The sequence below is a fragment of the Phenylobacterium sp. GW823-FHT02A09 genome (assembly GCF_058797775.1).
The window spans coordinates 182,225-200,121 of sequence record NZ_JBXAJZ010000003.1 but is presented as its reverse complement, the minus strand read 5'-3'; the positions used below and the strand labels follow the sequence as shown (position 1 = coordinate 200,121).

At 67.2% G+C, this 17,897-nt stretch carries 20 protein-coding genes, 1 tRNA gene and 1 riboswitch; of the genes, 12 read left to right on the top strand and 9 right to left on the bottom strand.

Going from position 1 to position 17,897, the window contains the following annotated elements; all coding sequences use genetic code 11:
- Positions 1–41 precede the first annotated feature (41 nt).
- Positions 42–229, bottom strand: a riboswitch (cobalamin riboswitch).
- A 27-nt stretch (positions 230–256) separates the two neighbouring features.
- From cobU to AC1Q87_RS13615, 4 genes are all read left to right on the top strand, one after another.
- Positions 257–766, top strand: a complete 510-nt coding sequence (gene cobU / locus AC1Q87_RS13630) for a bifunctional adenosylcobinamide kinase/adenosylcobinamide-phosphate guanylyltransferase (RefSeq protein ID WP_492609464.1) — start codon at positions 257–259, stop codon at positions 764–766.
- Positions 767–857: 91 nt separating this feature from the next.
- A complete protein-coding gene (locus AC1Q87_RS13625) occupies positions 858–2,240 on the top strand; it encodes an acyclic terpene utilization AtuA family protein (RefSeq protein WP_492609463.1) in 1,383 nt (460 codons plus the stop codon).
- A complete protein-coding gene (locus AC1Q87_RS13620) occupies positions 2,240–2,554 on the top strand; it encodes a DUF4387 domain-containing protein (RefSeq protein ID WP_492609462.1) in 315 nt (104 codons plus the stop codon). The genes AC1Q87_RS13625 and AC1Q87_RS13620 overlap by 1 nt, the downstream gene beginning before the upstream one ends.
- Positions 2,551–3,546 carry a phosphoglycerate dehydrogenase gene (locus AC1Q87_RS13615; RefSeq protein WP_492609461.1) on the top strand — a complete coding sequence of 332 codons (996 nt, stop codon included), beginning with the start codon at positions 2,551–2,553 and terminating at the stop codon, positions 3,544–3,546. The genes AC1Q87_RS13620 and AC1Q87_RS13615 overlap by 4 nt, the downstream gene beginning before the upstream one ends.
- Here AC1Q87_RS13615 and AC1Q87_RS13610 read toward each other — a convergent pair.
- Together AC1Q87_RS13610 and AC1Q87_RS13605 are read right to left on the bottom strand one after the other, a co-directional pair.
- Positions 3,543–4,613, bottom strand: coding sequence for a tartrate dehydrogenase (locus AC1Q87_RS13610; RefSeq protein ID WP_492609460.1), 1,071 nt, complete (start codon positions 4,611–4,613; stop codon positions 3,543–3,545). The two genes, AC1Q87_RS13615 and AC1Q87_RS13610, sit on opposite strands and share 4 nt — an antisense overlap.
- 87 nt (positions 4,614–4,700) lie before the next feature.
- Positions 4,701–5,459: a GntR family transcriptional regulator gene (locus tag AC1Q87_RS13605; RefSeq protein ID WP_492609459.1), complete on the bottom strand. Its 759-nt coding sequence runs from the start codon at positions 5,457–5,459 to the stop codon at positions 4,701–4,703.
- Between the two features lie 128 nt (positions 5,460–5,587).
- Here AC1Q87_RS13605 and AC1Q87_RS13600 point away from each other — a divergent pair, with 128 nt between their 5' ends.
- The 5 genes from AC1Q87_RS13600 (at position 5,588) to AC1Q87_RS13580 (ending at position 10,782) form a co-directional block, all read left to right on the top strand.
- Positions 5,588–6,904, top strand: coding sequence for a CitMHS family transporter (locus AC1Q87_RS13600; protein ID WP_492609458.1), 1,317 nt, complete (start codon positions 5,588–5,590; stop codon positions 6,902–6,904).
- A gap of 381 nt (positions 6,905–7,285) precedes the next feature.
- Positions 7,286–8,419, top strand: coding sequence for an alpha/beta hydrolase (locus AC1Q87_RS13595; protein ID WP_492609457.1), 1,134 nt, complete (start codon positions 7,286–7,288; stop codon positions 8,417–8,419).
- An 86-nt stretch (positions 8,420–8,505) separates the two neighbouring features.
- Positions 8,506–9,522 (top strand): alpha/beta hydrolase, encoded by a 1,017-nt coding sequence (locus AC1Q87_RS13590; RefSeq protein WP_492609456.1) that lies wholly within the window; start codon positions 8,506–8,508, stop codon positions 9,520–9,522.
- 20 nt (positions 9,523–9,542) lie between these two features.
- On the top strand, positions 9,543–10,025 hold the full coding sequence (locus AC1Q87_RS13585; RefSeq protein ID WP_492609455.1) for a (R)-mandelonitrile lyase: 483 nt from the start codon (positions 9,543–9,545) through the stop codon (positions 10,023–10,025).
- Between the two features lie 16 nt (positions 10,026–10,041).
- Positions 10,042–10,782, top strand: coding sequence for a carboxymuconolactone decarboxylase family protein (locus tag AC1Q87_RS13580; RefSeq protein ID WP_492609454.1), 741 nt, complete (start codon positions 10,042–10,044; stop codon positions 10,780–10,782).
- 25 nt (positions 10,783–10,807) lie between these two features.
- Here the strand turns inward: AC1Q87_RS13580 and AC1Q87_RS13575 are convergent, their stop codons facing one another.
- The gene (locus tag AC1Q87_RS13575) at positions 10,808–11,701 is read right to left on the bottom strand and encodes a LysR family transcriptional regulator (protein ID WP_492609453.1); all 894 of its coding nucleotides are present in this window, start codon (positions 11,699–11,701) and stop codon (positions 10,808–10,810) included.
- Between the two features lie 110 nt (positions 11,702–11,811).
- Here AC1Q87_RS13575 and AC1Q87_RS13570 point away from each other — a divergent pair, with 110 nt between their 5' ends.
- From AC1Q87_RS13570 to AC1Q87_RS13560, 3 genes are read left to right on the top strand one after another with little or no spacing between them, the layout of a single operon-like run.
- Positions 11,812–12,405, top strand: coding sequence for a flavodoxin (locus AC1Q87_RS13570; RefSeq protein WP_492609452.1), 594 nt, complete (start codon positions 11,812–11,814; stop codon positions 12,403–12,405).
- A 27-nt stretch (positions 12,406–12,432) separates the two neighbouring features.
- On the top strand, positions 12,433–13,416 hold the full coding sequence (locus AC1Q87_RS13565; protein WP_492609451.1) for an aldo/keto reductase: 984 nt from the start codon (positions 12,433–12,435) through the stop codon (positions 13,414–13,416).
- A 20-nt stretch (positions 13,417–13,436) separates the two neighbouring features.
- Positions 13,437–14,294: an aldo/keto reductase gene (locus AC1Q87_RS13560; RefSeq protein WP_492609450.1), complete on the top strand. Its 858-nt coding sequence runs from the start codon at positions 13,437–13,439 to the stop codon at positions 14,292–14,294.
- A gap of 355 nt (positions 14,295–14,649) precedes the next feature.
- Here AC1Q87_RS13560 and AC1Q87_RS13555 read toward each other — a convergent pair whose 3' ends face one another.
- From AC1Q87_RS13555 to AC1Q87_RS13530, 6 genes are all read right to left on the bottom strand, one after another.
- Positions 14,650–14,862, bottom strand: a complete 213-nt coding sequence (locus AC1Q87_RS13555; protein WP_492609449.1) for a hypothetical protein — start codon at positions 14,860–14,862, stop codon at positions 14,650–14,652.
- Positions 14,863–15,069: 207 nt separating this feature from the next.
- Positions 15,070–15,279 (bottom strand): cold-shock protein, encoded by a 210-nt coding sequence (locus AC1Q87_RS13550; RefSeq protein WP_354297696.1) that lies wholly within the window; start codon positions 15,277–15,279, stop codon positions 15,070–15,072.
- A gap of 774 nt (positions 15,280–16,053) precedes the next feature.
- The gene (locus tag AC1Q87_RS13545) at positions 16,054–16,470 is read right to left on the bottom strand and encodes a hypothetical protein (RefSeq protein WP_492609448.1); all 417 of its coding nucleotides are present in this window, start codon (positions 16,468–16,470) and stop codon (positions 16,054–16,056) included.
- A 31-nt stretch (positions 16,471–16,501) separates the two neighbouring features.
- Positions 16,502–16,684: a hypothetical protein gene (locus tag AC1Q87_RS13540; protein WP_492609447.1), complete on the bottom strand. Its 183-nt coding sequence runs from the start codon at positions 16,682–16,684 to the stop codon at positions 16,502–16,504.
- A 96-nt stretch (positions 16,685–16,780) separates the two neighbouring features.
- On the bottom strand, positions 16,781–17,146 hold the full coding sequence (locus tag AC1Q87_RS13535; RefSeq protein ID WP_492609446.1) for a hypothetical protein: 366 nt from the start codon (positions 17,144–17,146) through the stop codon (positions 16,781–16,783).
- A gap of 451 nt (positions 17,147–17,597) precedes the next feature.
- A tRNA-Gly gene (locus AC1Q87_RS13530) sits at positions 17,598–17,672 on the bottom strand.
- Between the last annotated feature and the right edge of the window lie 225 nt (positions 17,673–17,897).

The following is a 17,897-nucleotide window of genomic DNA, read 5'->3' as shown; positions in this document are numbered from 1 at the left end:
CTCGGGAAGGCTCCCCGTTCGCGCGCTCCCACCGAGCGTACGAAGGACGACCGCGTCAGGCAGGTCTCCTGGCTCACGGGTCACAGCCGTTGCGCGCCGCCTTCCCAGACATCCGTCCAGTGGCATATGACGCGCGGGCTCGCCGCTTACAGTTGCGGGGGCAGCCCAGGTTTCACACCTGAGTTCCCTATTAATCCCCTCTCGGGGAACCTGTCGCGGGGCCTGCCTAGGCTTTGCCATGCGGAGCGTCAACCCAATGAGCCTGACCTTCGTCCTCGGCGGCGCGCGATCCGGCAAGACCAGCTATGCGCTGCGAGAGGCTTGGAACCACGCCGGAAATCGCCGGGTGATGATCGCGACGGCCCAGGCCCACGACGCCGAGATGGCGCAGCGGATCGCCCGCCATCAGGCCGAACGCGGTGCGGGCTGGGTCACGGTCGAGGCGCCGCTGGCGCTGGCCGAGGCCGTCGCGGCGCTAGGCGCCGGCGACGTGGCGGTGGTCGACTGCCTGACGCTGTGGCTGACCAACCACCTGCTGGCCGACGCCGACCTGGCGCAGAAGGTCGCCGAGTTGGCCGCGGCGCTAAAGGCCAGTGCGGCGACGCTCTACGTCGTCTCCAACGAGGTCGGCCAGGGGATCGTGCCCGACAACGCCCTGGCCCGCCAGTTCCGCGACGAGGCCGGCTGGATGAACCAGGCGATGGCCGCCGCCGCCGACCGCGCCGTGCTGGTCAGCGCCGGATTGCCGCTGGTCCTCAAGGGTTGATGCATTTTGCATCCAAAATATTGACCGTTTGAATTCACCCCCATAGGCTTGCCGAAACGCCCGCCAAGGGCGCAGGCCAGGGTGGAGCGCGATGGACGGACCGATCAGGATTCTGGTGCCGACGGGCTCGCTCGGCGCCGGCGCCAGCGAGAAGGAAGTCGCCTACGGCATCGCCCAGGGGGCGCGAGCGATCGCCACCGACGCCGGCTCGACCGACAGCGGCGCAGCCTATCTGGCGCTCGGGATTTCGAAGAACAACCGCGGCTCGGTGAAGCGCGACCTGAGCATCCTGATGAAGGCCGGGGCCGAGGCGAAGATCCCGCTGATCATCGGCACCTGCGGCCAGGCCGGCGGCGACCGCAACCTCGACTGGACCGCCGAGATCGTCGTCGAGGTCGCCGGCGAACTGGGCATCCGCCCGAAGATCGCCCTGCTCTATTCCGAACAGGACAAGGCCGACCTGAAGGTGCGCAACGCGGCCGGCAGGATCACGCCACTGGCGCCGCTGGGGCCGCTGGACGACGCCGACATCGACGTCTGCGAGCACATCGTCGCGGCCATGGGTCCCGAACCGTACATGGCCGCACTGCAGGCCGGAGCCGACATCGTGCTGGGCGGGCGGACCACCGACACCGCGGTGCTGGCCTGTTTCGCGCTGCTGCACGGCGCGCCGGCCGGACCGGCCTGGCATGCGGCCAAGATCGCCGAGTGCGGGGCCCAGTGCACGGCGGTGCGCAACGGCGGCGCCGGGGTGCTGATCGGCATCGGTCCCGACGGCTTCGAGGTCGAGCCGCTGGCGGCCGACAACTGGTGCGATCCGGAGAGCGTCTCGGCGCACATGCTCTACGAGAACAGCGATCCGTTCCGGCTGACCGAGCCGGGCGGCGTGCTCGACGTGAGCCAGGCAGTCTACACCCAGCTGTCGGAGCGGGCGGTGAAGGTGACCGGATCGGTCTGGGAACCACGCCCCTACACGATGAAGCTGGAAGGCGCGGCGGCCAGCCGCTTCCAGACGGTGATGCTGATCGGCATCCAGGACCCCGACGTGCTGGCCAATCTCGACGCCTTCCACGACCGGCTGCTGGCCGCGCTCAATCAGCGGGTCCATAAGACCATCGGCCCGGCGGCCGGCGACTTCCACATCTCGCTGCGGCTCTACGGCTGGAACGCGGTCTCGGGCGACAAGCCGCCGGAGGGAACACCGCCGCCGCGCGAGGTGGGGGTGCTGTTCGTCGCCACCGCCGACAGCCAGGAGATGGCCTCGCAAATCGCCAAGGCCTGCAACCCCTACTTCTTCCACTTCCCGCTGGTGATGGACAAGGAGCTGCCCAGCTACGGCTTCGCCTTCACCCCGGCCGACATCGACCGCGGGCCGGTGTTCGAGTTCAAGCTGAACCACGTGGTCGCGGTTGACGATCCGCTGGAGCTGGTGCGCACCGCCTGGATCGACCTGCGCGAGGGGGAGAGCGCCTGATGGCCAAGGTCAAGGACGTCTGCCGACATGTGCGCTCCAAGAACGCCGGGCCGTTCTGGGTGACGATCGACTTCTTCTTCGACGGTCCCGAGAGCTTCGCCCGCTATCACGAGAGCCCGGTGCTGGGGCCGGAGCTGTTCGCCCGGCTGTTCGGGACCGATCCGGCCCTGGTCAAGCGGTTCGCCGCGCCGAGCCTCCACGTCGTGAAGGTCTCCTATCCGCGCGCCACGCCGCAGGGCGGCATGGTCGAGCGCGACATGCATGCGGGCCAGCAGTACGTGCGGCTGCTGGACGTCGAGCTGGACGCCGCATGAGCCGCCGGGTCGTCGTCACCCAGCGGTTCTTCGACGACGCCGCCCGCGCCTTCCTGGAGGCCAGCGGCTGCGAGGTCATCGTCGCCGAGCCGCCGCCGGGCCAGGGCGACGGCGACTTCACGCAGGGCGAGCTGGAAGCGCTGCTGACCGGGGCGGCCGGCTGGATCGTCGGCCATGCGCGGGTGACGCGGCCGCTGCTGGCGGCGCTGCCGCAGCTGCAGGTCGTCTCGCGCCGCGGGGTCGGCTACGAGCGGGTCGACCTGGAGGCGGTCCGCGAGCTGGGCAAGGTGGCGACCATCGCCGCCGGCGGCAACGACGCCTCGGTGGCCGACCACACGATCGCGCTGATGCTGGCGGTCGCCCGCCGGTTCCGCGAGTCGCAGGCTGCGATGCAGGGCGGGACCTGGTCGATCCTGACCGGCTCGGACCTCTATCAGAAGACCGTCGGCGTGGTCGGCGCAGGCCGCATCGGGCGCAGCGTGGTCCAGCGGCTGAGCGGCTTCGAGGCGAAGGTGCTGGTCTGCAGCCCGCGCCGGGACGAGGCCTGGGCGCGCGCCAGCGGCGCGACCTACGCCGGCCTGCCGACCCTGCTAGCGCAGTCCGACTACCTGACCCTGCACGCGCCGCTGACGGCGGCGACGCGGTTCCTGATCGACGCGGCGGCGCTGGCGGCGATGAAGCCCGGGGCGATCCTGATCAACACCGCCCGCGGCGGGCTGGTCGACGACCGGGCGCTGCTGGCGGCGCTGGAGAGCGGGCGACTGGGCGGGGCGGGCCTCGACACCTTCGTCAGCGAGAGCGATCCGGACTGGGCGCCAGTGACCCAGGCGCTGCTGGCCCGCGGCGACGTCGTCGCCAGCCCGCATGCCGCCGCCTCCTCGCGCGAGGGGCTGGAGCGCACCAACATGGTCGCCGCCCGCGCAGTCGTGGCGGTGCTGGACGGCGGCGATCCGGCCTCCGGCTGCGTGGTCGCCGACGGCCGATCCCGCTAGCGCAGCGCCGCGGCGATCGCCTGGCCGCAGGCGACCGTGCTCAGCGGACCGCCCAGGTCGCGGGTGCGCAGCTCCTGGCGCGCCAGCACCGTCTCGATCGCCGCCACCACCGCGGCGGCCGCCTCGTGCTCGCCGAGATGGTCGAGCATCAGCGCCGCCGACCAGATCTGGCCGACCGGATTGGCCACCCCCTGGCCGGCGATGTCCGGGGCCGAGCCGTGCACCGGCTCGAACAGCGAGGGGAATTTGCGCTCCGGATTGATGTTGGCGGCCGGGGCGATGCCGATGGTGCCGGTGCAGGCGGGGCCGAGGTCGGAGAGGATGTCGCCGAACAGGTTGGAGGCCACGACCACGTCGAACCAGTCGGGGTGCTGCACGAAATGCGCGGTCAGGATGTCGATGTGGTACTTGTCCCAGCGCACGTCGGGATAGCCCTGCGCCATGGCTTCGACCCGCTGGTCCCAGTAGGGCATGGTGATCGAGATGCCGTTCGACTTGGTGGCGGAGGTCAGGTGCTTCTTGCCGCGCCGCTGGGCCAGGTCGAAGGCGTACTTCAGCACCCGGTCGACGCCGATCCGGGTCATCACCGTCTCCTGGACCACCACCTCGCGCTCGGTGCCGGGGAAGATCACGCCGCCGATCGAGGAGTACTCGCCCTCGGTGTTCTCGCGCACGACGTAGAAGTCGATGTCGCCGGGGCCGCGCCCGGCCAGCGGGCTGGGCACGCCGGGCATCAGCTTGACCGGCCGCAGGTTCACGTACTGGTCGAACTCGCGTCGGAACTGGATCAACGAGCCCCAGAGCGAGACATGGTCGGGCACGCTGTCGGGCCAGCCGACCGCGCCGAAGAAGATCGCATCGTGGCCGCCGATCTGCTGCTTCCAGTCTTCCGGCATCATCGCGCCGTGCTGCAGGTAGTAGTCGCAGGACGCGAAATCGAAGTGGTCGAACGCGAAGCGGCAGCCGTAGCGCGCCGAAACCGCCTCCAGCATCCGCAGCCCTTCGGGCACGACTTCCTTGCCGATCCCGTCTCCCGGAATGACGGCGATGCGATGGGTGCGGCTCATGACCCCCTCAGGCGCAGGCGACTATGGACAGCGCCGATGCTATCGGCCCATAAATTGGATGCAATAATTATATAAACTGAATTCGTTTTATCGAAGGGTGGCGATGGCGAGGATGCGGGTCTTGGTGCGCAGCACGTGGTCGCTCATCGCCCGCTCGGCGCCTTCGGCGTCGCCGGCGCGGATCAGGCCCAGGATCTTCTCGTGATCGGCCTGCATCTCGACGATGTGCGGCGGGGTGACCGCCGGCAACGCCCGCGCCGGGGCCGGCACGTGCGCGGCGATGGTCGGCGAGACGCGCACCGGGTCGCCGAACAGCGGATAGAGCAGGGTCATGCGGATGGCGCTGCGCAGGGCGTGGTTGCGGGTCACCTGGTGGATCAGCCGGTGGAAGATCCGGTTGTACTCATACCAGTCCCGCTCCAGCGCCTCGGACCAGTCGCCGCGCTTCACGATGGCCTGCGAGCGCGCCGCCACGTCGGCCAGATAGGCCAGCTCCTCGTCGGTCCAGCCGCGCTGGACCGACAGGCGGGCGGCCAGCCCCTCGAGCGAGGCGCGCACGTCGATGGAGTCGTAGACGTCGCCGAGCGTAACCGCCCGCACGGTGTAGCCGCGGTTGACGCTGTAGAGCACCAGCCCCTCGGCCGAGAGCACGGCCAGCGCGCTGCGGATCGGGGTGCGCGAGACCTCCAGCTGGGTCGCCAGGCCTTCGGCGCGCAGGCGCGTGCCCGGCGCGATCTGACCGGTGACGATCATCTCGCGCAGCCGGGTCAGCACGGTGTGGGTGGCCGGCTCGGTGTTCTGCGGATCGGCCAGCGCCTCGACACCGCCCATCGTCCTGCCCGCCATGCCCCGCTCCGAGAATCTTCGATCGGCCCCACGGTGGGCGATCCCCCGGAGCGATACAATCACCGGGCCGTGCGCGTCCCGCCCTTTCCACGCGCCGGCGCCGCCGCGCGAGCGACGGAGCTTCTGCCGTGATCCTCCTGCATCCGGCCGTGCTCGGCCTGGCGATGGTCGTCGTTTTCATGACCCTGATCATGACCAAGAAGATGTCGGCGATCGCCGCGCTGCTGATCGTGCCGATCGCGTTCGGACTGCTGGCCGGGGCCGGGCCGCAGCTCGGCGACATGATCATCAAGGGCGTGCTGCAGGTGGCGCCGACGGCGCTGATGCTGGCCTTCGCGGTGCTCTACTTCGCGATCATGATGGACGCCGGGCTGTTCGACCCGCTCGTGCGCAAGGTGCTGGCGACGGTGGGCGAGGACCCGGTGCGGATCAGCCTGGGCACCGCGATTCTGGCGGCCGCGGTCTCGCTCGACGGCGACGGAACCACCACCGCCCTGATCGTGATCAGCGCCATGCTGCCGGTCTACCGGCGGGTGGGGATGAACCCGCTGATCCTCGCCACGCTGCTCGGGCTGACCAACTCGCTGATGAACTTCGTGCCCTGGGGCGGGCCCTCGGCGCGGGCCGCGGCGGCCGTGCACGCCGAGCTTTCCGACGTCTTCCTGCCGCTGCTGCCGGCGATGATCGCCGGGCTGGCCGCGACCTTCGTCCTGGCCTGGTTGTTCGGGCGGGCCGAACGCCGACGGCTGGCCGGCGCGCCCGCGGCCCCGGCGTCGACACCCCTCGCGTTCGGAAGCGCCGATCCGGCGTTGGCGGAGATCCGCCGTCCGCGGCTGTTCTGGCTCAACCTCGCCCTGACCACGGGCCTGGTGGCCGGGATGATCCTGGGCCTCGCGCCGCTGCCGGTGCTGATGATGGGCGCCTTCGCCATCGCCGTGACGATCAACTATCCGCGGCTCAGCGAACAGCGGGCGCGGATCGCGGCCCATGCCGAGAACGTCGTCAATGTGGTGGTGCTGATTTTCGCGGCCGGCGCCTTCACCGGCATCCTCAACGGCGCGGGGATGGCCGACGCCATGGCGCAGGCGGCGCTGTCGGTGATACCGTCGTCGGTCGGCCCGTACCTCGCGCCGATCACCGCCCTGGCCAGCATGCCGCTGACCTTCGTGATGTCGAACGACGCCTACTATTTCGGTGTGGTCCCGGTGATCGCCGCGACCGCCGCCAACTTCGGGATCGCGCCCGAGGCGATCGCCCGCGCCGCGCTGATCGGCCAGCCGGTGCACGCGCTCAGCCCGCTGCTAGCCCCGATCTATCTGGCCTGCGGCCTGCTCGGCGTCGACGTCGCCGACGCGCAGCGCTTCGCGCTGAAATGGGCGGTGCTGATCTGCCTGGTAGTGCTGGCCGCCGCGATGGCGACAGGGGCCGTGCCGCTGGCGGCGTAGGTGGCGAAATGTTGGAGGACATTTGAGCGGGCGATGGGATTCGAACCCACGACATTCAGCTTGGGAAGCTGGTCATAAACCAGCACATTCGGCCGGTTGGATCCCAAAGATTTAGGGGGTGAACGGCGCTGTTCCTTAGCCGCATTGGCGCGGAGAGACTTCAAAACGGCAGTGCCTGTCTTGGGCGCGAGAGCCTACGTCAACGCCTTCGAAGTCTACGAATTTTTCCGTCTGGAGGGAAATCCGGGGGCGGTCCTTGCGGATTTAAGCGCCCGCGCCGCCAATTGATTAGCTCACCGAATAAAGCCTATCGAATTAGAGCGGCTAATCGAAAATTCGGGCAGAGGCTAGTTTCATGCGACCCGCCCATGGAGGGACTGCATGACCTTGACGACCCCGCCTCGCCTCACTCGTTTCCTGCCGCTGGCCCTGGCGGTCGGCCTGGCCGCGTCTTTGCCCGCACATGCCCAGTCAGCCGGCGGGTTTGCGCCCCTGACCCTTCAGGATCAGGGCAGCTTCGCGGTCGGCGGGACCGTGGCGACGACGCCCGGCGCCTACGACAACAATAATCCGACCGCCGCCGGGCAGAGCCTCCACGGCGATCATCTCTACGCCTTCTACCAGGTCCCGCAGAACCCGAAGGCCCTGCCCATCGTCATGCTGCATGGCGCCTTCCAGTCGGCGCGCAGCTGGGAGACCACGCCTGACGGGCGCGAAGGATTCCAGACGCTGTTCCTGCGCCGCGGGTTTCCGGTCTATCTCGTCGATCAGCCCCGTCGCGGGCGGGCGGGAAACAGCACCGTCGCGGCGACGATCGAACCGACGCCCAACGATCAGCTGTTCTTCGACCAGTTCCGGATCGGCAAGTGGCCGAACTACTTCGGCAACGTCCAGTTCGACCGCAAGCCGGAGACGCTGGATCAGTTCTTCCGATCGGTCACGCCCAACACCGGCCCCTACGACGCCGGCGTGATCTCGGACGCCATGGCCGCGCTGCTGGCGAGGACGGGGCCGGCGGTTCTGTTCACCCACTCCCAGGGCGGCGGTCCAGGCTGGCTGACCGCGATCAAGAGCCCCAACGTCAGGGCTATCGTCGCGTTCGAGCCGGGCAGCGGCTTCATCTTCCCACAGGGCGAACTCCCCCCGGCCATGCCGAGCGCCGCCGGAACCCTGTCGCCGGAAGGCGTTCCCCTCGCCGATTTCAAGAAGCTCACCCGCCTCCCGATCATCATCTATTACGGCGACAATTTTCCCGTCGAACCGACGAGCGAGCGCGGCCAGGACAACTGGCGGGTCCGGCTGGCCATGGCCCGGCTCTGGGTGGAGGCCGTCAATCGCCATGGCGGCGAGGCGCGGCTGGTCCACCTCCCCGAGGTCGGAATTCGCGGCAACACCCACTTCCCGATGTCCGACCTGAACAACGTCCAGATCGCCGACCAGGTCTCCCGATTCCTGGCCGAGAAGAAGCTGGACGGACCGTCGCGCCCGGCAGCCAAAGCTGGGGGTTCGAAATGAAGCCCGACGTCGTGAACCCGAAGAGGCGCGAGTTCCTCGGAGCCTCCGCGCTTGTTCTCGCTGGAGCCGCTTTTGGAGTCTCAGCCATGCCCCAAGCCCCCGCTGTCGCCGCCGACTACCGGCGCAACCCGTTCGGCCTCGTCTATGACGGCGCGATCACGAAGAACCAGCCGGGCAAGGTCAACATCCATCCCGTGACCTACAGGCTGAACGGCCTGGATATCGTCGCCAACGTCTACACCCCCGCCGACTACGATCCGGCCAAGCCCTACGCGGCGATCGTCGTGGCGCACCCGAACGGCGGCGTGAAGGAACAGGTCGCAGGCCTCTACGCCCAGCATCTGGCCGAACGGGGCTACGTCACCATCACCGCCGACGCCGCCTATCAGGGCGGCAGCGGCGGCGCGCCGCGCAGCGTGGACAAGCCCGCCAACCGTATCGAGGACATTCACGGCATGGCGGACTTCATCACCCGCTACCCAGGCGTCGACGCCACGCGCCTGGGCCTGCTCGGCGTCTGCGGGGGCGGCGGATATGCGTTGTCCGCGGCCAAGACCGACAAGCGCTTCAAGGCGGTGGCGACACTGAGCATGTTCAACTCGGGCCGGGTTCGCCGCAACGGCTTTGCGGACTCGCAAATGGACACCATCCAGGCGCGTCTGCGGGAGGCTTCGGCCGCCCGCGCCCAGGAAATGGCGGGCGGAAAAGTCCTCTACGCCGGCGACGCCGACATGACCGACGCGCAGATCGCCGCCCTGCCGTTCGAGATGTACCGGCAGGGGTACGAGTACTACTGGCGCACGCACGCCCACCCGGGATCCACGTTCAAGTACACGACCAGCAGCCTGCTGGACCTGATGGCCTGGGACGCCACCGACCAGATCGACCTGATCCAGCAGCCCCTGCTGATGATCGCCGGAGGCAAGGCCGACAGCGGCTACATGACTGACGACGCCTTCGCCAAGGCGACCGGCGCGACGGACAAGGCGTTGTTCAAGATCGACGGCGCTACGCACATCGAGACCTATTGGGTTCCGAAATATGTCGAGGCCGCCATGGGCAAGCTGACGCCGTTCTTCGCCCGGACCCTGATCGCCGGATGACCGGCGGGAAAAAGGAAACGATGAAAAGCATCGCCGCCTCAATGGCGCTTTCAGCGCTCGCCGCAACCACGGTTGAAGCCCAGCCGGTGGCCGTCCCGGCGGGCCAGCAGATCAGCCGGGCCGGATCGCAGGCCTCGGCCGCCGGTCCCTCGGAGACCTTCACCGGCCGCGTCCGCGTCGATCCGCTGTTCCCCGCCACCCCGGAGGTCAACGCCTCCGGCGCCTATGTGACCTTCGAGCCGGGCGCCCGGTCCGCCTGGCACACCCATCCCGCAGGACAGCGCCTGGTGGTGGTGTCGGGCGTCGGCCTGACCCAGCAGGAGGGCCGACCGGTTCAGGAGATCCGTCCCGGCGACGTCATCGTCTGCCCGCCCGGCGTCAAGCATTGGCACGGCGCGGCGCCGACGAGCGCCATGACCCACCTGGCCGTCACCGGTGTGGTGGACGGCAAGAGCGTGACGTGGCTCGAGAAGGTGACGGATGACAAGTACAATGCGCGGTGAGCAGGCGAGCCTCGGAATGGTCGTGACGGCGTTGGCTCTGGGTCTGGCGCTCGCCCCGGCTCAAGCGCAACAGAAAGCCCCGGAGCCGCAAGCCATGCGCGAGGCCCCCTCGCATAGTCTTTCCGCCAAGCAACAAGCCATCCCGCTGATCGCCGCCGCCATGGCGGTGAGCGATATGGCCGGGCTCAACGCCGCCTTGAACCGAGGGCTAGACGCCGGCCTGACCGTGAGCGAAGCCAAGGAAATCCTGGTCCAGCTCTACGCCTATGTCGGCTTTCCGCGCAGCCTCAACGCGCTGGGCGAACTGATGAAGGTGGTCGAGGAACGCCAGCAGCGCGGCCTCCGGGACGCACCCGGACGCGAGCCCACGAGACCTGTCCCTACAGGGAACGAACTGCGCGCGGTCGGCAGAGCCAACCAGACCAAGATATCAGGCGCCCCCGTCGCGGGGCCGGTCTTCGACTTCGCTCCGGTCATCAACGAATTCCTTCAGAGCCATCTCTTCGGCGACATCTTCGAGCGCGACAATCTCGACTGGCGCAGCCGCGAGTTGGCCACCGTCGGCGCGCTGGCCGCTACGCCCGGCGTGGAGGCGCAGCTGCGCTCGCACATGGCCGCAAGCATCCGGGTGGGGCTTACCCCCGCTCAGCTCCGCCAGGTGATCGAGATACTGGAGAAAGGCGGCGACGTCGCCGCGGCCGACCGCGCCCGTACGGCGCTGGCCCAGGCGCTCGCCGCGCTGAACATCCGGGAATAGTCGCTTCGGCCGAGCGATGAACGCGTCAGTCCCGGTAGCGAAGCGCTTCCACCAGCACGGCGAAGGCCGGCGATGAATGGCGACGGCTCGGGTAGTAAAGATGGTAGCCGGGGAATGGCGCGCACCAGTCCTCGAGCACCGGGATCAGTCGGCCAGCGGCCACGTGATCGCGCGTGTGATCTTCCGGCATGTAGGCCAGGCCCAGCCCTGCCAGAGCGGAATCCAGCCTCAAGCCGATATTGTTGAACACCAGTTGCCCCTCGACCCGGACCTTGATCTCGCGGCCGTCCTTCTCGAACTCCCAGGGGAACAGGCCGCCATAGGTCGGCAGACGCACGTTGATGCAGTTGTGCTGGGTCAGGTCCTGGGGCGTTTCCGGCGGCGGGCGAGCGGCGAAGTAGGCCGGCGACCCGACCACGGTCATGCGCATCGGCGGGCCGATCCGCACCGCGATCATGTCCTTGGCCACCTGTTCGCCCAGGCGCACGCCAGCGTCATAGCCTTCCGCGACGATGTCGGTCAGGCCGTAGTCGACGATGATCTCGACGTTGATGTCGGGATAGTCCGGCAGGAAGCGCGCCAGTCCCGCCTGTAGAACGGTCGTGGCGGCGTGTTCGCCGGCCGTGATGCGGACCGTGCCGGCGGGCTTCTCCCGCAAGGCGCTCAGGGCGGCCAGTTCCTGTTCGATCTCCTCGAGTCGCGGTGCGACGGTGCGCAGCAGACGTTCACCGGCCTCGGTCGGCGCCACGCTGCGCGTCGTGCGGGTCAACAATCGCAGGCCCAGCCGCGCCTCAAGCCCCTTCACCGTCTGGCTGAGCGCCGACTGCGAGATGCCCAGCTGGGCCGCCGCTCGAGTGAAGCTCCGCTCGCGGGCGACCGCCGCGAAGGCCGCGAGGGTATTGAAGTTCTCGCTCGACATTCATTAGGCCATCTTATTGGGGAATGCCGATTGTAGCGGCTAATCGCGCCCCGTCGCGCGTCCTATCTTCATCGTCGAGCCGACGCTCACGGAAAGGGCGGACGACGCAGATGAACGCCAAGAACGATCTGTCCCGCCGGGTCATGCTGGCCGCGCCCGCCGTGTTGTCGCTGTCGACCGGAACCACGGCCTGCGCCGACGGTGCGGAGGCGACGCGAGGTGGCGCCTCAAACACCCTGGTCGCCTACTTCACCCGATCGGGGAACACCAGGGTGATCGCCGGGACGATCCAGCGGATGCTCGGCGCAGATCTGTTCGAGATCAGGGCCCTCCACCCCTACCCCGAGGACTACGAGGCCACGGTCGAACAGGCTCGCCGCGAACGCGACAGCGGCTACGAGCCCGCGCTCGCCGCGACCGTCCCGGAGATCGCGGCCTACGATACGGTCTTCCTTGGCTTTCCTATCTGGGGCGAAACCGCGCCGCCGGTGATCCGCTCCTTCCTGCGGGCGCACGATCTGGCGGGAAAGACGGTTCGTCCCTTCATCACTCATGGCGGCTACGGCCTGGGCTCCAGCCGCGCGGTCCTTGCCGAGTTGGCGCCTCGGGCCAGGATCGCACCGCCCTTCTTCATGGAGGCCGATCAGGAGCGCCGCACGCTCGACCAGGTCAGGACCTGGCTCGGTGCAGCGAAATCCCGATGACCGCTCGCCCCCCGCAAGGAAACGATAATGCAGACGCGAATGCTCGGCCGGTCTGGTCTTGAGGTCTCGGCCATCGGCCTAGGGTGCATGGGCCTTAGCTTCGGCTACGGTCCGGCCACCGAGCGCTCCGAAGCCATTTCGCTCATCCGCGCCGCACGTGAGCGTGGCGTCACTTTCTTCGACACGGCGGAGGCCTATGGTCCTGGCCTCAATGAAGAGGTCGTCGGCGAGGCGCTTGAGCCCTTCCGAGAAGAGGTGGTGATCGCCACCAAGTTCGGCTTCAAGAACGGCAAGCCAGCGGACGGGTTGGACAGCCGGCCCGAGCGGATCCGGCTGGTCGCGGACGAGGCCCTGAAGCGCCTGCGGACCGACCGCATCGACCTCTTCTACCAGCATCGCGTCGATCCGAATGTGCCGATGGAAGATGTCGCCGGCACGGTCCAGGACCTGATCCGAGCCGGCAAGGTCGGGCATTTCGGCCTCTCGGAAGCGGGAACGCAATCCATCCGCCGCGCCCATGCCGTCCAGCCCGTGGCCGCGCTGCAGAGCGAATATTCCATGTGGTGGCGCGAGCCCGAAGTCGACGTCCTCCCTCTGCTTGAAGAGCTGGGGATCGGATTCGTGCCGTTCAGCCCGCTTGGCAAAGGCTTCCTCACCGGCAGGTTCGGCGCGGACGCCACCTTCGCCGAGGGGGATTTCAGGAGCAGCGTGCCGCGTTTCTCGCCCGAAGCTCTCAAAGCCAACCAGGCGCTTGCCGACCTCGTCCGTGACCTGGCCCACGCCAAGAGCGTGACTCCCGCCCAGATAGCGCTGGCCTGGCTGCTGGCGCAGCGACCGTGGATCGTGCCGATACCGGGGACCACCAAGCTGCATCGGCTCGAAGAGAACCTGGGTGCGGCCGATGTCGCGCTCTCTCCAGATGACATGGCCAGGATCGAACAATCGCTGGCGAGCGTCGATGTGCAGGGCGACCGATACGCCGCGTCGCATCAGCGCTTCGTCAATCGCTGACCCGAGCAAGGACGACCATCATGACCACCACCACTCCGACCGTGACGCTGAGCAACGGGGTCGAGATGCCCATCCTGGGTTTCGGTGTCTTCCAGGTGCCCGATCCGGCCGAGTGCGAGCGAAGCGTCCGGGACGCCATCGACGTCGGCTATCGGCTGCTCGACACCGCCGCCTCCTACGGCAACGAGGAAGCCGTAGGCGCCGCCATCAGGAACCACGGCATCGACCGAAGCGAGCTCTTCGTCACCACCAAGCTGTGGGTGCAGGACGCCAGCTACGACGGCGCGAAGGCCGCCTTCGAACGCTCGCTGAACAAGCTGCAGCTCGACTACCTGGATCTTTACCTGATCCACCAACCCTACGGTGACGTCTACGGCGCCTGGCGCGCCATGGAAGAACTGCACCGCGCCGGACGCGTCCGGGCGATCGGGGTCAGCAACTTCTATCCCGACCGGCTCGTGGATTTCGTCCTCCACAACGAGGTCGCCCCTGCCGTGAACCAGATCGAGATCCACCCCTTCCATCAGCAGGCGGACGCGCAAGCGATCCTCGAGGAATACAAGGTCCAGGCCGAGGCCTGGGGGCCGTTCGCAGAAGGGAAGAACGGGCTCTTCACCAACGAACTGCTGCTGTCGATCGGCCAGAAGCACGGGAAGAGCATCGCTCAGGTCGTCCTCCGCTGGTTGATCCAGCGGAGCATCGTCGCCATCCCCAAGTCGGTGCGTAAGGAGCGGATGGCGGAGAACTTCGCCGTGTTCGATTTCGAGCTCGACCAGAGCGACCTTGAAGCTATCGCCACGCTCGACCAGAAGGCCAGCAGCTTCTTCGACCATCGCGACCCCGCCATGGTGAAGTGGCTCGGAAACCGGAAACTCTAGACAGGGCGCCGTTGGCCGGACGGGCATTCGGACGCGGGCCTTGCGGGCGGCATATTTCGCGTCCCGCTTGACCTTGTGCGTTGCGGCTCGGCCTCGGTCGCCACAACGGACGACCGCACGGCGGCCGGCGTCTTAGGCGGCGGAGGGCGGCTTGAGATGCAGGATGGGCCGGCCGGCGCCCGCGGGCGTACGCGGCGTCGCGGCCGGCGGACGCGAGATCTTTTCGAGGGGGCGACGTCGACGCCGCAAGACGGTTGTGAAGCTCATGTGACTCCTGGATGTTGCGAGGCTTCCGCCTCGATGAATTTGCGTGATGCTGACGAGCGCCTGTTGCGCGCAGCCGGATCGGCGGTCGTCAGAAGACCGTGGTCGATACGCCCCAGACCAGCCTGTTGATATGTTCGGCCAGGGCCTCGGCGGCGGCGATGTCGCAGTCTGCGCGCAGGTCGAGGGTGAAGAGCGAGTTGCTGTACGACGACGCTTCGCCGTCGCTCCGCGCGAAGGCGAGGAATGGCGAGCCGTCGGACTTTGCGTGAACGACGCAACGGTGCTGTTGGTCGGGGCTCATTGCAGGATCCTTCGATCTCCGTCGTCGCTGCGCGATTGCAATCGGCGCACGACGTCTGAGGCTTCCTCCCAGGTCAGCCCCTCCTGGAGCACGCGCTCGACGATGACTGTCCTGCCGGTCCACCGGTCGAAGACAGTCCAGCCAGCGGCGTCCCGCCTGAGGTCGAATTGCGCGGCCGTGACGCGTGAACGCTACGGCCTCCTAAGCCTAGGCCGTCTGCAGCTGTCCAGCCGCGGTCTTGCCGCTACGGCTGTCGCGTTCCAATTCGAAGCTCAGCTTCTGGCCTTCATGAAGCGACGCCAAGCCTGCGCGCTCGACGGCGGAGATGTGCACGAACACGTCGCTGCCGCCATTCTCGGGCTGGATGAAGCCAAAGCCCTTTTGGCCGTTGAACCACTTTACGGTGCCGGTTTGCATAGCTTTACCCCTTTCGGGTATGAGTTCTCGCGCTCGAAATGAGCGAGAAGATCAAATTTTTCGAAGAGGGTCGTAGGTTTTTCCGAAATCTTGAGCGGCGCTCTTTTTCGGAATTTTGCGAACCAGCGCGAGTATTTGATGGATGAATATCGCACGCATATTCGCGCGAACATAGGAATATTTTAAATCGCGCAAATTTGACGGTTAGATGCTAAGTCCACGCACCATGCGCACAACTCTCATCAGAACTATCGTCAATGTCTCAAAGCATGACGGGCTTTGGTCGGTCGACGACGGCGGGCAGGCCTTTGGTCACAGTCCGGACAAGGAGATCGCGCGAGCCGCCGCTCATCGTCACGCTCGGCGGCTCGTCGACGGCGGACGGCCCTGCGAAGTGAGGGTGTCGGGCGAAGCGGCGAACTGGAGAGGCTAGCGCGCGGACTCAGTCGCCCCGGTTGCATCCCCGACCATATCGCGAGCGGCTATGCGGCGAGCGATTTCCAGGGCATGCAGCGCTCGGCGATCTTCCGCTTCCGCCAGGATAGTCCAGGCCTGGGCGGCAGAGTGTAACTTCCCTCGGACATGTGCGAGCGCGGCGTCCGCCGCCGCGTTAAGAGCTTCGGCAGCGCGCCGCCGGTAGTCGGCTGCTGCGATCTGGCTCTTGAGCATCAGATGAACCTTCCAGGGTTTGACGGCGAAATGGGGTCGAGAGCGCCACGGGGCGTGGGAGGTCCAAGCAGCCGCATCCCTCCGTCGGCTTTTCGGCGCTCGCGGCTAGGTCGCTTCTGGCCCTTGGCCATGGGGGGGCCCGTCGGCCAGAGGTTTGGTGACGGCGAAGCTGAGCACGACCTCGTTCGGCAGGGCGTCAGACCGAAGCGGATTGGAAAGGCCGATCTCCCGCCGGTTCGGCCTATCGTCGATGACAGTGAGCCGGTCATCGCCCCAGACTCCCCCCGCGGCGGCGTGGTTTGCGCAGACTTCCAGCCAGCAGTCGACGTCCTGGGGCGGGATCTCTATCCGCTGCTCACAGTCTCGGTTCCCCACCCTGGAGCCATAGGCCAGGCGCGGCAGCGCGGACGCCCCGGCGCCGACGGGGCGCAGGTGAACGCTCCATCGATGCAGGCCCGCATCGACGCGTGCAGTCACGGCGAGACTAATCGTCGATCCGGCCGCCATATTCAGATTGTGCATGAACTGATCCCGAGTTGGGAGCGAAGGCTGCTCATTGGCCGCCGCTGAGAGGATTGGGCGCGGCGGCCGGCCGTCGGCCATGCAGCCGCTCGAGCATCTGCCGCAGGCGCTCCGCCTCGGCTGCAAGCGCGGCGACGTCTTCCTGAAGCTGGGCGTTCCTCTGACGCAGATAGGCGTTTTGCCGTACCAGGTCTTCCAGATGGACCGGGTTCACCGCCCTGCCCTCCAGCCCAGGAGGGAGAATATCTTGGGCAGGAACAGCGCCCCGACGACCAGCAGTGCGGACGCTATGAAAAGTGACGGCATCGGCTCACCGAGGATCCGGCTGCGAAGCCGCCGCTGATCGCCTTCGATCGAGATCGGCGGCTTCGGAAGCCTGGTGAGCGCCGATTAGCCTCGCCCACTCCCGTTTGCCGGCCACTCTTTGGTGGCCGCCGAGGTCGGGCAGGAAGGACCGCCTCTTCTCCAGCAGCCGCTCGTTTATCCAGAAGCTATCGAAGCCGACCACCGCGCGCGACGAACTCATCAGCCGCCCGGCCATGTTGCAGGCGGCGCGGTCGTTCGCGGCATGACACAGATGTCGTGTCCCTTGCGCCGATGCATCCGCCATGCGGATCTCGACCGCCCAATATCCGGGCTCCGCCTCTATTGTCTTCAGCTTCAATAAATCGCCCATGTATGAGCTTTCACGATCTCTCTGGAGATACGCAGCGCGTATCTATCCGGGAGAATGCGCCGCCTTGGACGCCTTTGATCAATTCAACATTAGCACGTTTAAGCCCGGACGCGTCATCCATACGTAAAACTGATTACGTTTTGCAGAGACGGCGCCTCGTAGTCCGAAAAATACCTCGGCTTCTGGACTGGACCGATCGCGAGCCTCACTGGGCGATAAGCTGATCGAAATCGGGGATTTTGCTTCAGACGCGCGATGCCCCCGCTCGTCGCCGCAGTTGCTGCATCGACAGCGCGCCCCATGAGAGCGTCAGCCGGAAAAGCTGGCTCTCTGCTCTGCAATTTCAACGACTTACGAGGCGGCACTCCCAAAGAGCGCCATTTCTCGGAAGACCTTCAGAGCGAGCAGCGAGCCCGACACCTCATCTAGTCGTTTGATTTTTAAAGACTATTGGAGCGGGCGATGGGATTCGAACCCACGACATTCAGCTTGGGAAGCTGACGCTCTACCCCTGAGCTACGCCCGCGCCGGTCGCGCGCCGTTTGCGGCGGGGCGGACCAAGACCTCCATCTAGCGATTCCCTGCGCGCGGCTCAAGCGGCGGCGGCAAGCGCGCCCACATTCCCGCGATGGTCGTGCGGCGCGCGGGAAACGCGCAGAATCTTGCCCGTTTCGCGCGCGTTCCGCGCCTCATGGTTAAGGCGTTACAATTTTTCATGGTAAATTCATGCTAACCCTGTTGCGCCAAAAGG

Coding starts and splice junctions, on each gene's coding strand:
- AC1Q87_RS13585 (WP_492609455.1), top strand. CDS start 9,543: ATGAAAAGCATCGCCGCCTCAATGGCGCTTTCAGCGCTCGCCGCAACC.
- AC1Q87_RS13590 (WP_492609456.1), top strand. CDS start 8,506: ATGCCCCAAGCCCCCGCTGTCGCCGCCGACTACCGGCGCAACCCGTTC.
- AC1Q87_RS13595 (WP_492609457.1), top strand. CDS start 7,286: ATGACCTTGACGACCCCGCCTCGCCTCACTCGTTTCCTGCCGCTGGCC.
- AC1Q87_RS13625 (WP_492609463.1), top strand. CDS start 858: ATGGACGGACCGATCAGGATTCTGGTGCCGACGGGCTCGCTCGGCGCC.
- AC1Q87_RS13575 (WP_492609453.1), bottom strand. CDS start 11,701: ATGTCGAGCGAGAACTTCAATACCCTCGCGGCCTTCGCGGCGGTCGCC.
- AC1Q87_RS13615 (WP_492609461.1), top strand. CDS start 2,551: ATGAGCCGCCGGGTCGTCGTCACCCAGCGGTTCTTCGACGACGCCGCC.
- AC1Q87_RS13565 (WP_492609451.1), top strand. CDS start 12,433: ATGCAGACGCGAATGCTCGGCCGGTCTGGTCTTGAGGTCTCGGCCATC.
- AC1Q87_RS13570 (WP_492609452.1), top strand. CDS start 11,812: ATGAACGCCAAGAACGATCTGTCCCGCCGGGTCATGCTGGCCGCGCCC.
- cobU (WP_492609464.1), top strand. CDS start 257: ATGAGCCTGACCTTCGTCCTCGGCGGCGCGCGATCCGGCAAGACCAGC.
- AC1Q87_RS13550 (WP_354297696.1), bottom strand. CDS start 15,279: ATGCAAACCGGCACCGTAAAGTGGTTCAACGGCCAAAAGGGCTTTGGC.
- AC1Q87_RS13535 (WP_492609446.1), bottom strand. CDS start 17,146: ATGGGCGATTTATTGAAGCTGAAGACAATAGAGGCGGAGCCCGGATAT.
- AC1Q87_RS13580 (WP_492609454.1), top strand. CDS start 10,042: ATGGTCGTGACGGCGTTGGCTCTGGGTCTGGCGCTCGCCCCGGCTCAA.
- AC1Q87_RS13555 (WP_492609449.1), bottom strand. CDS start 14,862: ATGAGCCCCGACCAACAGCACCGTTGCGTCGTTCACGCAAAGTCCGAC.
- AC1Q87_RS13560 (WP_492609450.1), top strand. CDS start 13,437: ATGACCACCACCACTCCGACCGTGACGCTGAGCAACGGGGTCGAGATG.
- AC1Q87_RS13545 (WP_492609448.1), bottom strand. CDS start 16,470: ATGCACAATCTGAATATGGCGGCCGGATCGACGATTAGTCTCGCCGTG.
- AC1Q87_RS13605 (WP_492609459.1), bottom strand. CDS start 5,459: ATGGCGGGCAGGACGATGGGCGGTGTCGAGGCGCTGGCCGATCCGCAG.
- AC1Q87_RS13610 (WP_492609460.1), bottom strand. CDS start 4,613: ATGAGCCGCACCCATCGCATCGCCGTCATTCCGGGAGACGGGATCGGC.
- AC1Q87_RS13620 (WP_492609462.1), top strand. CDS start 2,240: ATGGCCAAGGTCAAGGACGTCTGCCGACATGTGCGCTCCAAGAACGCC.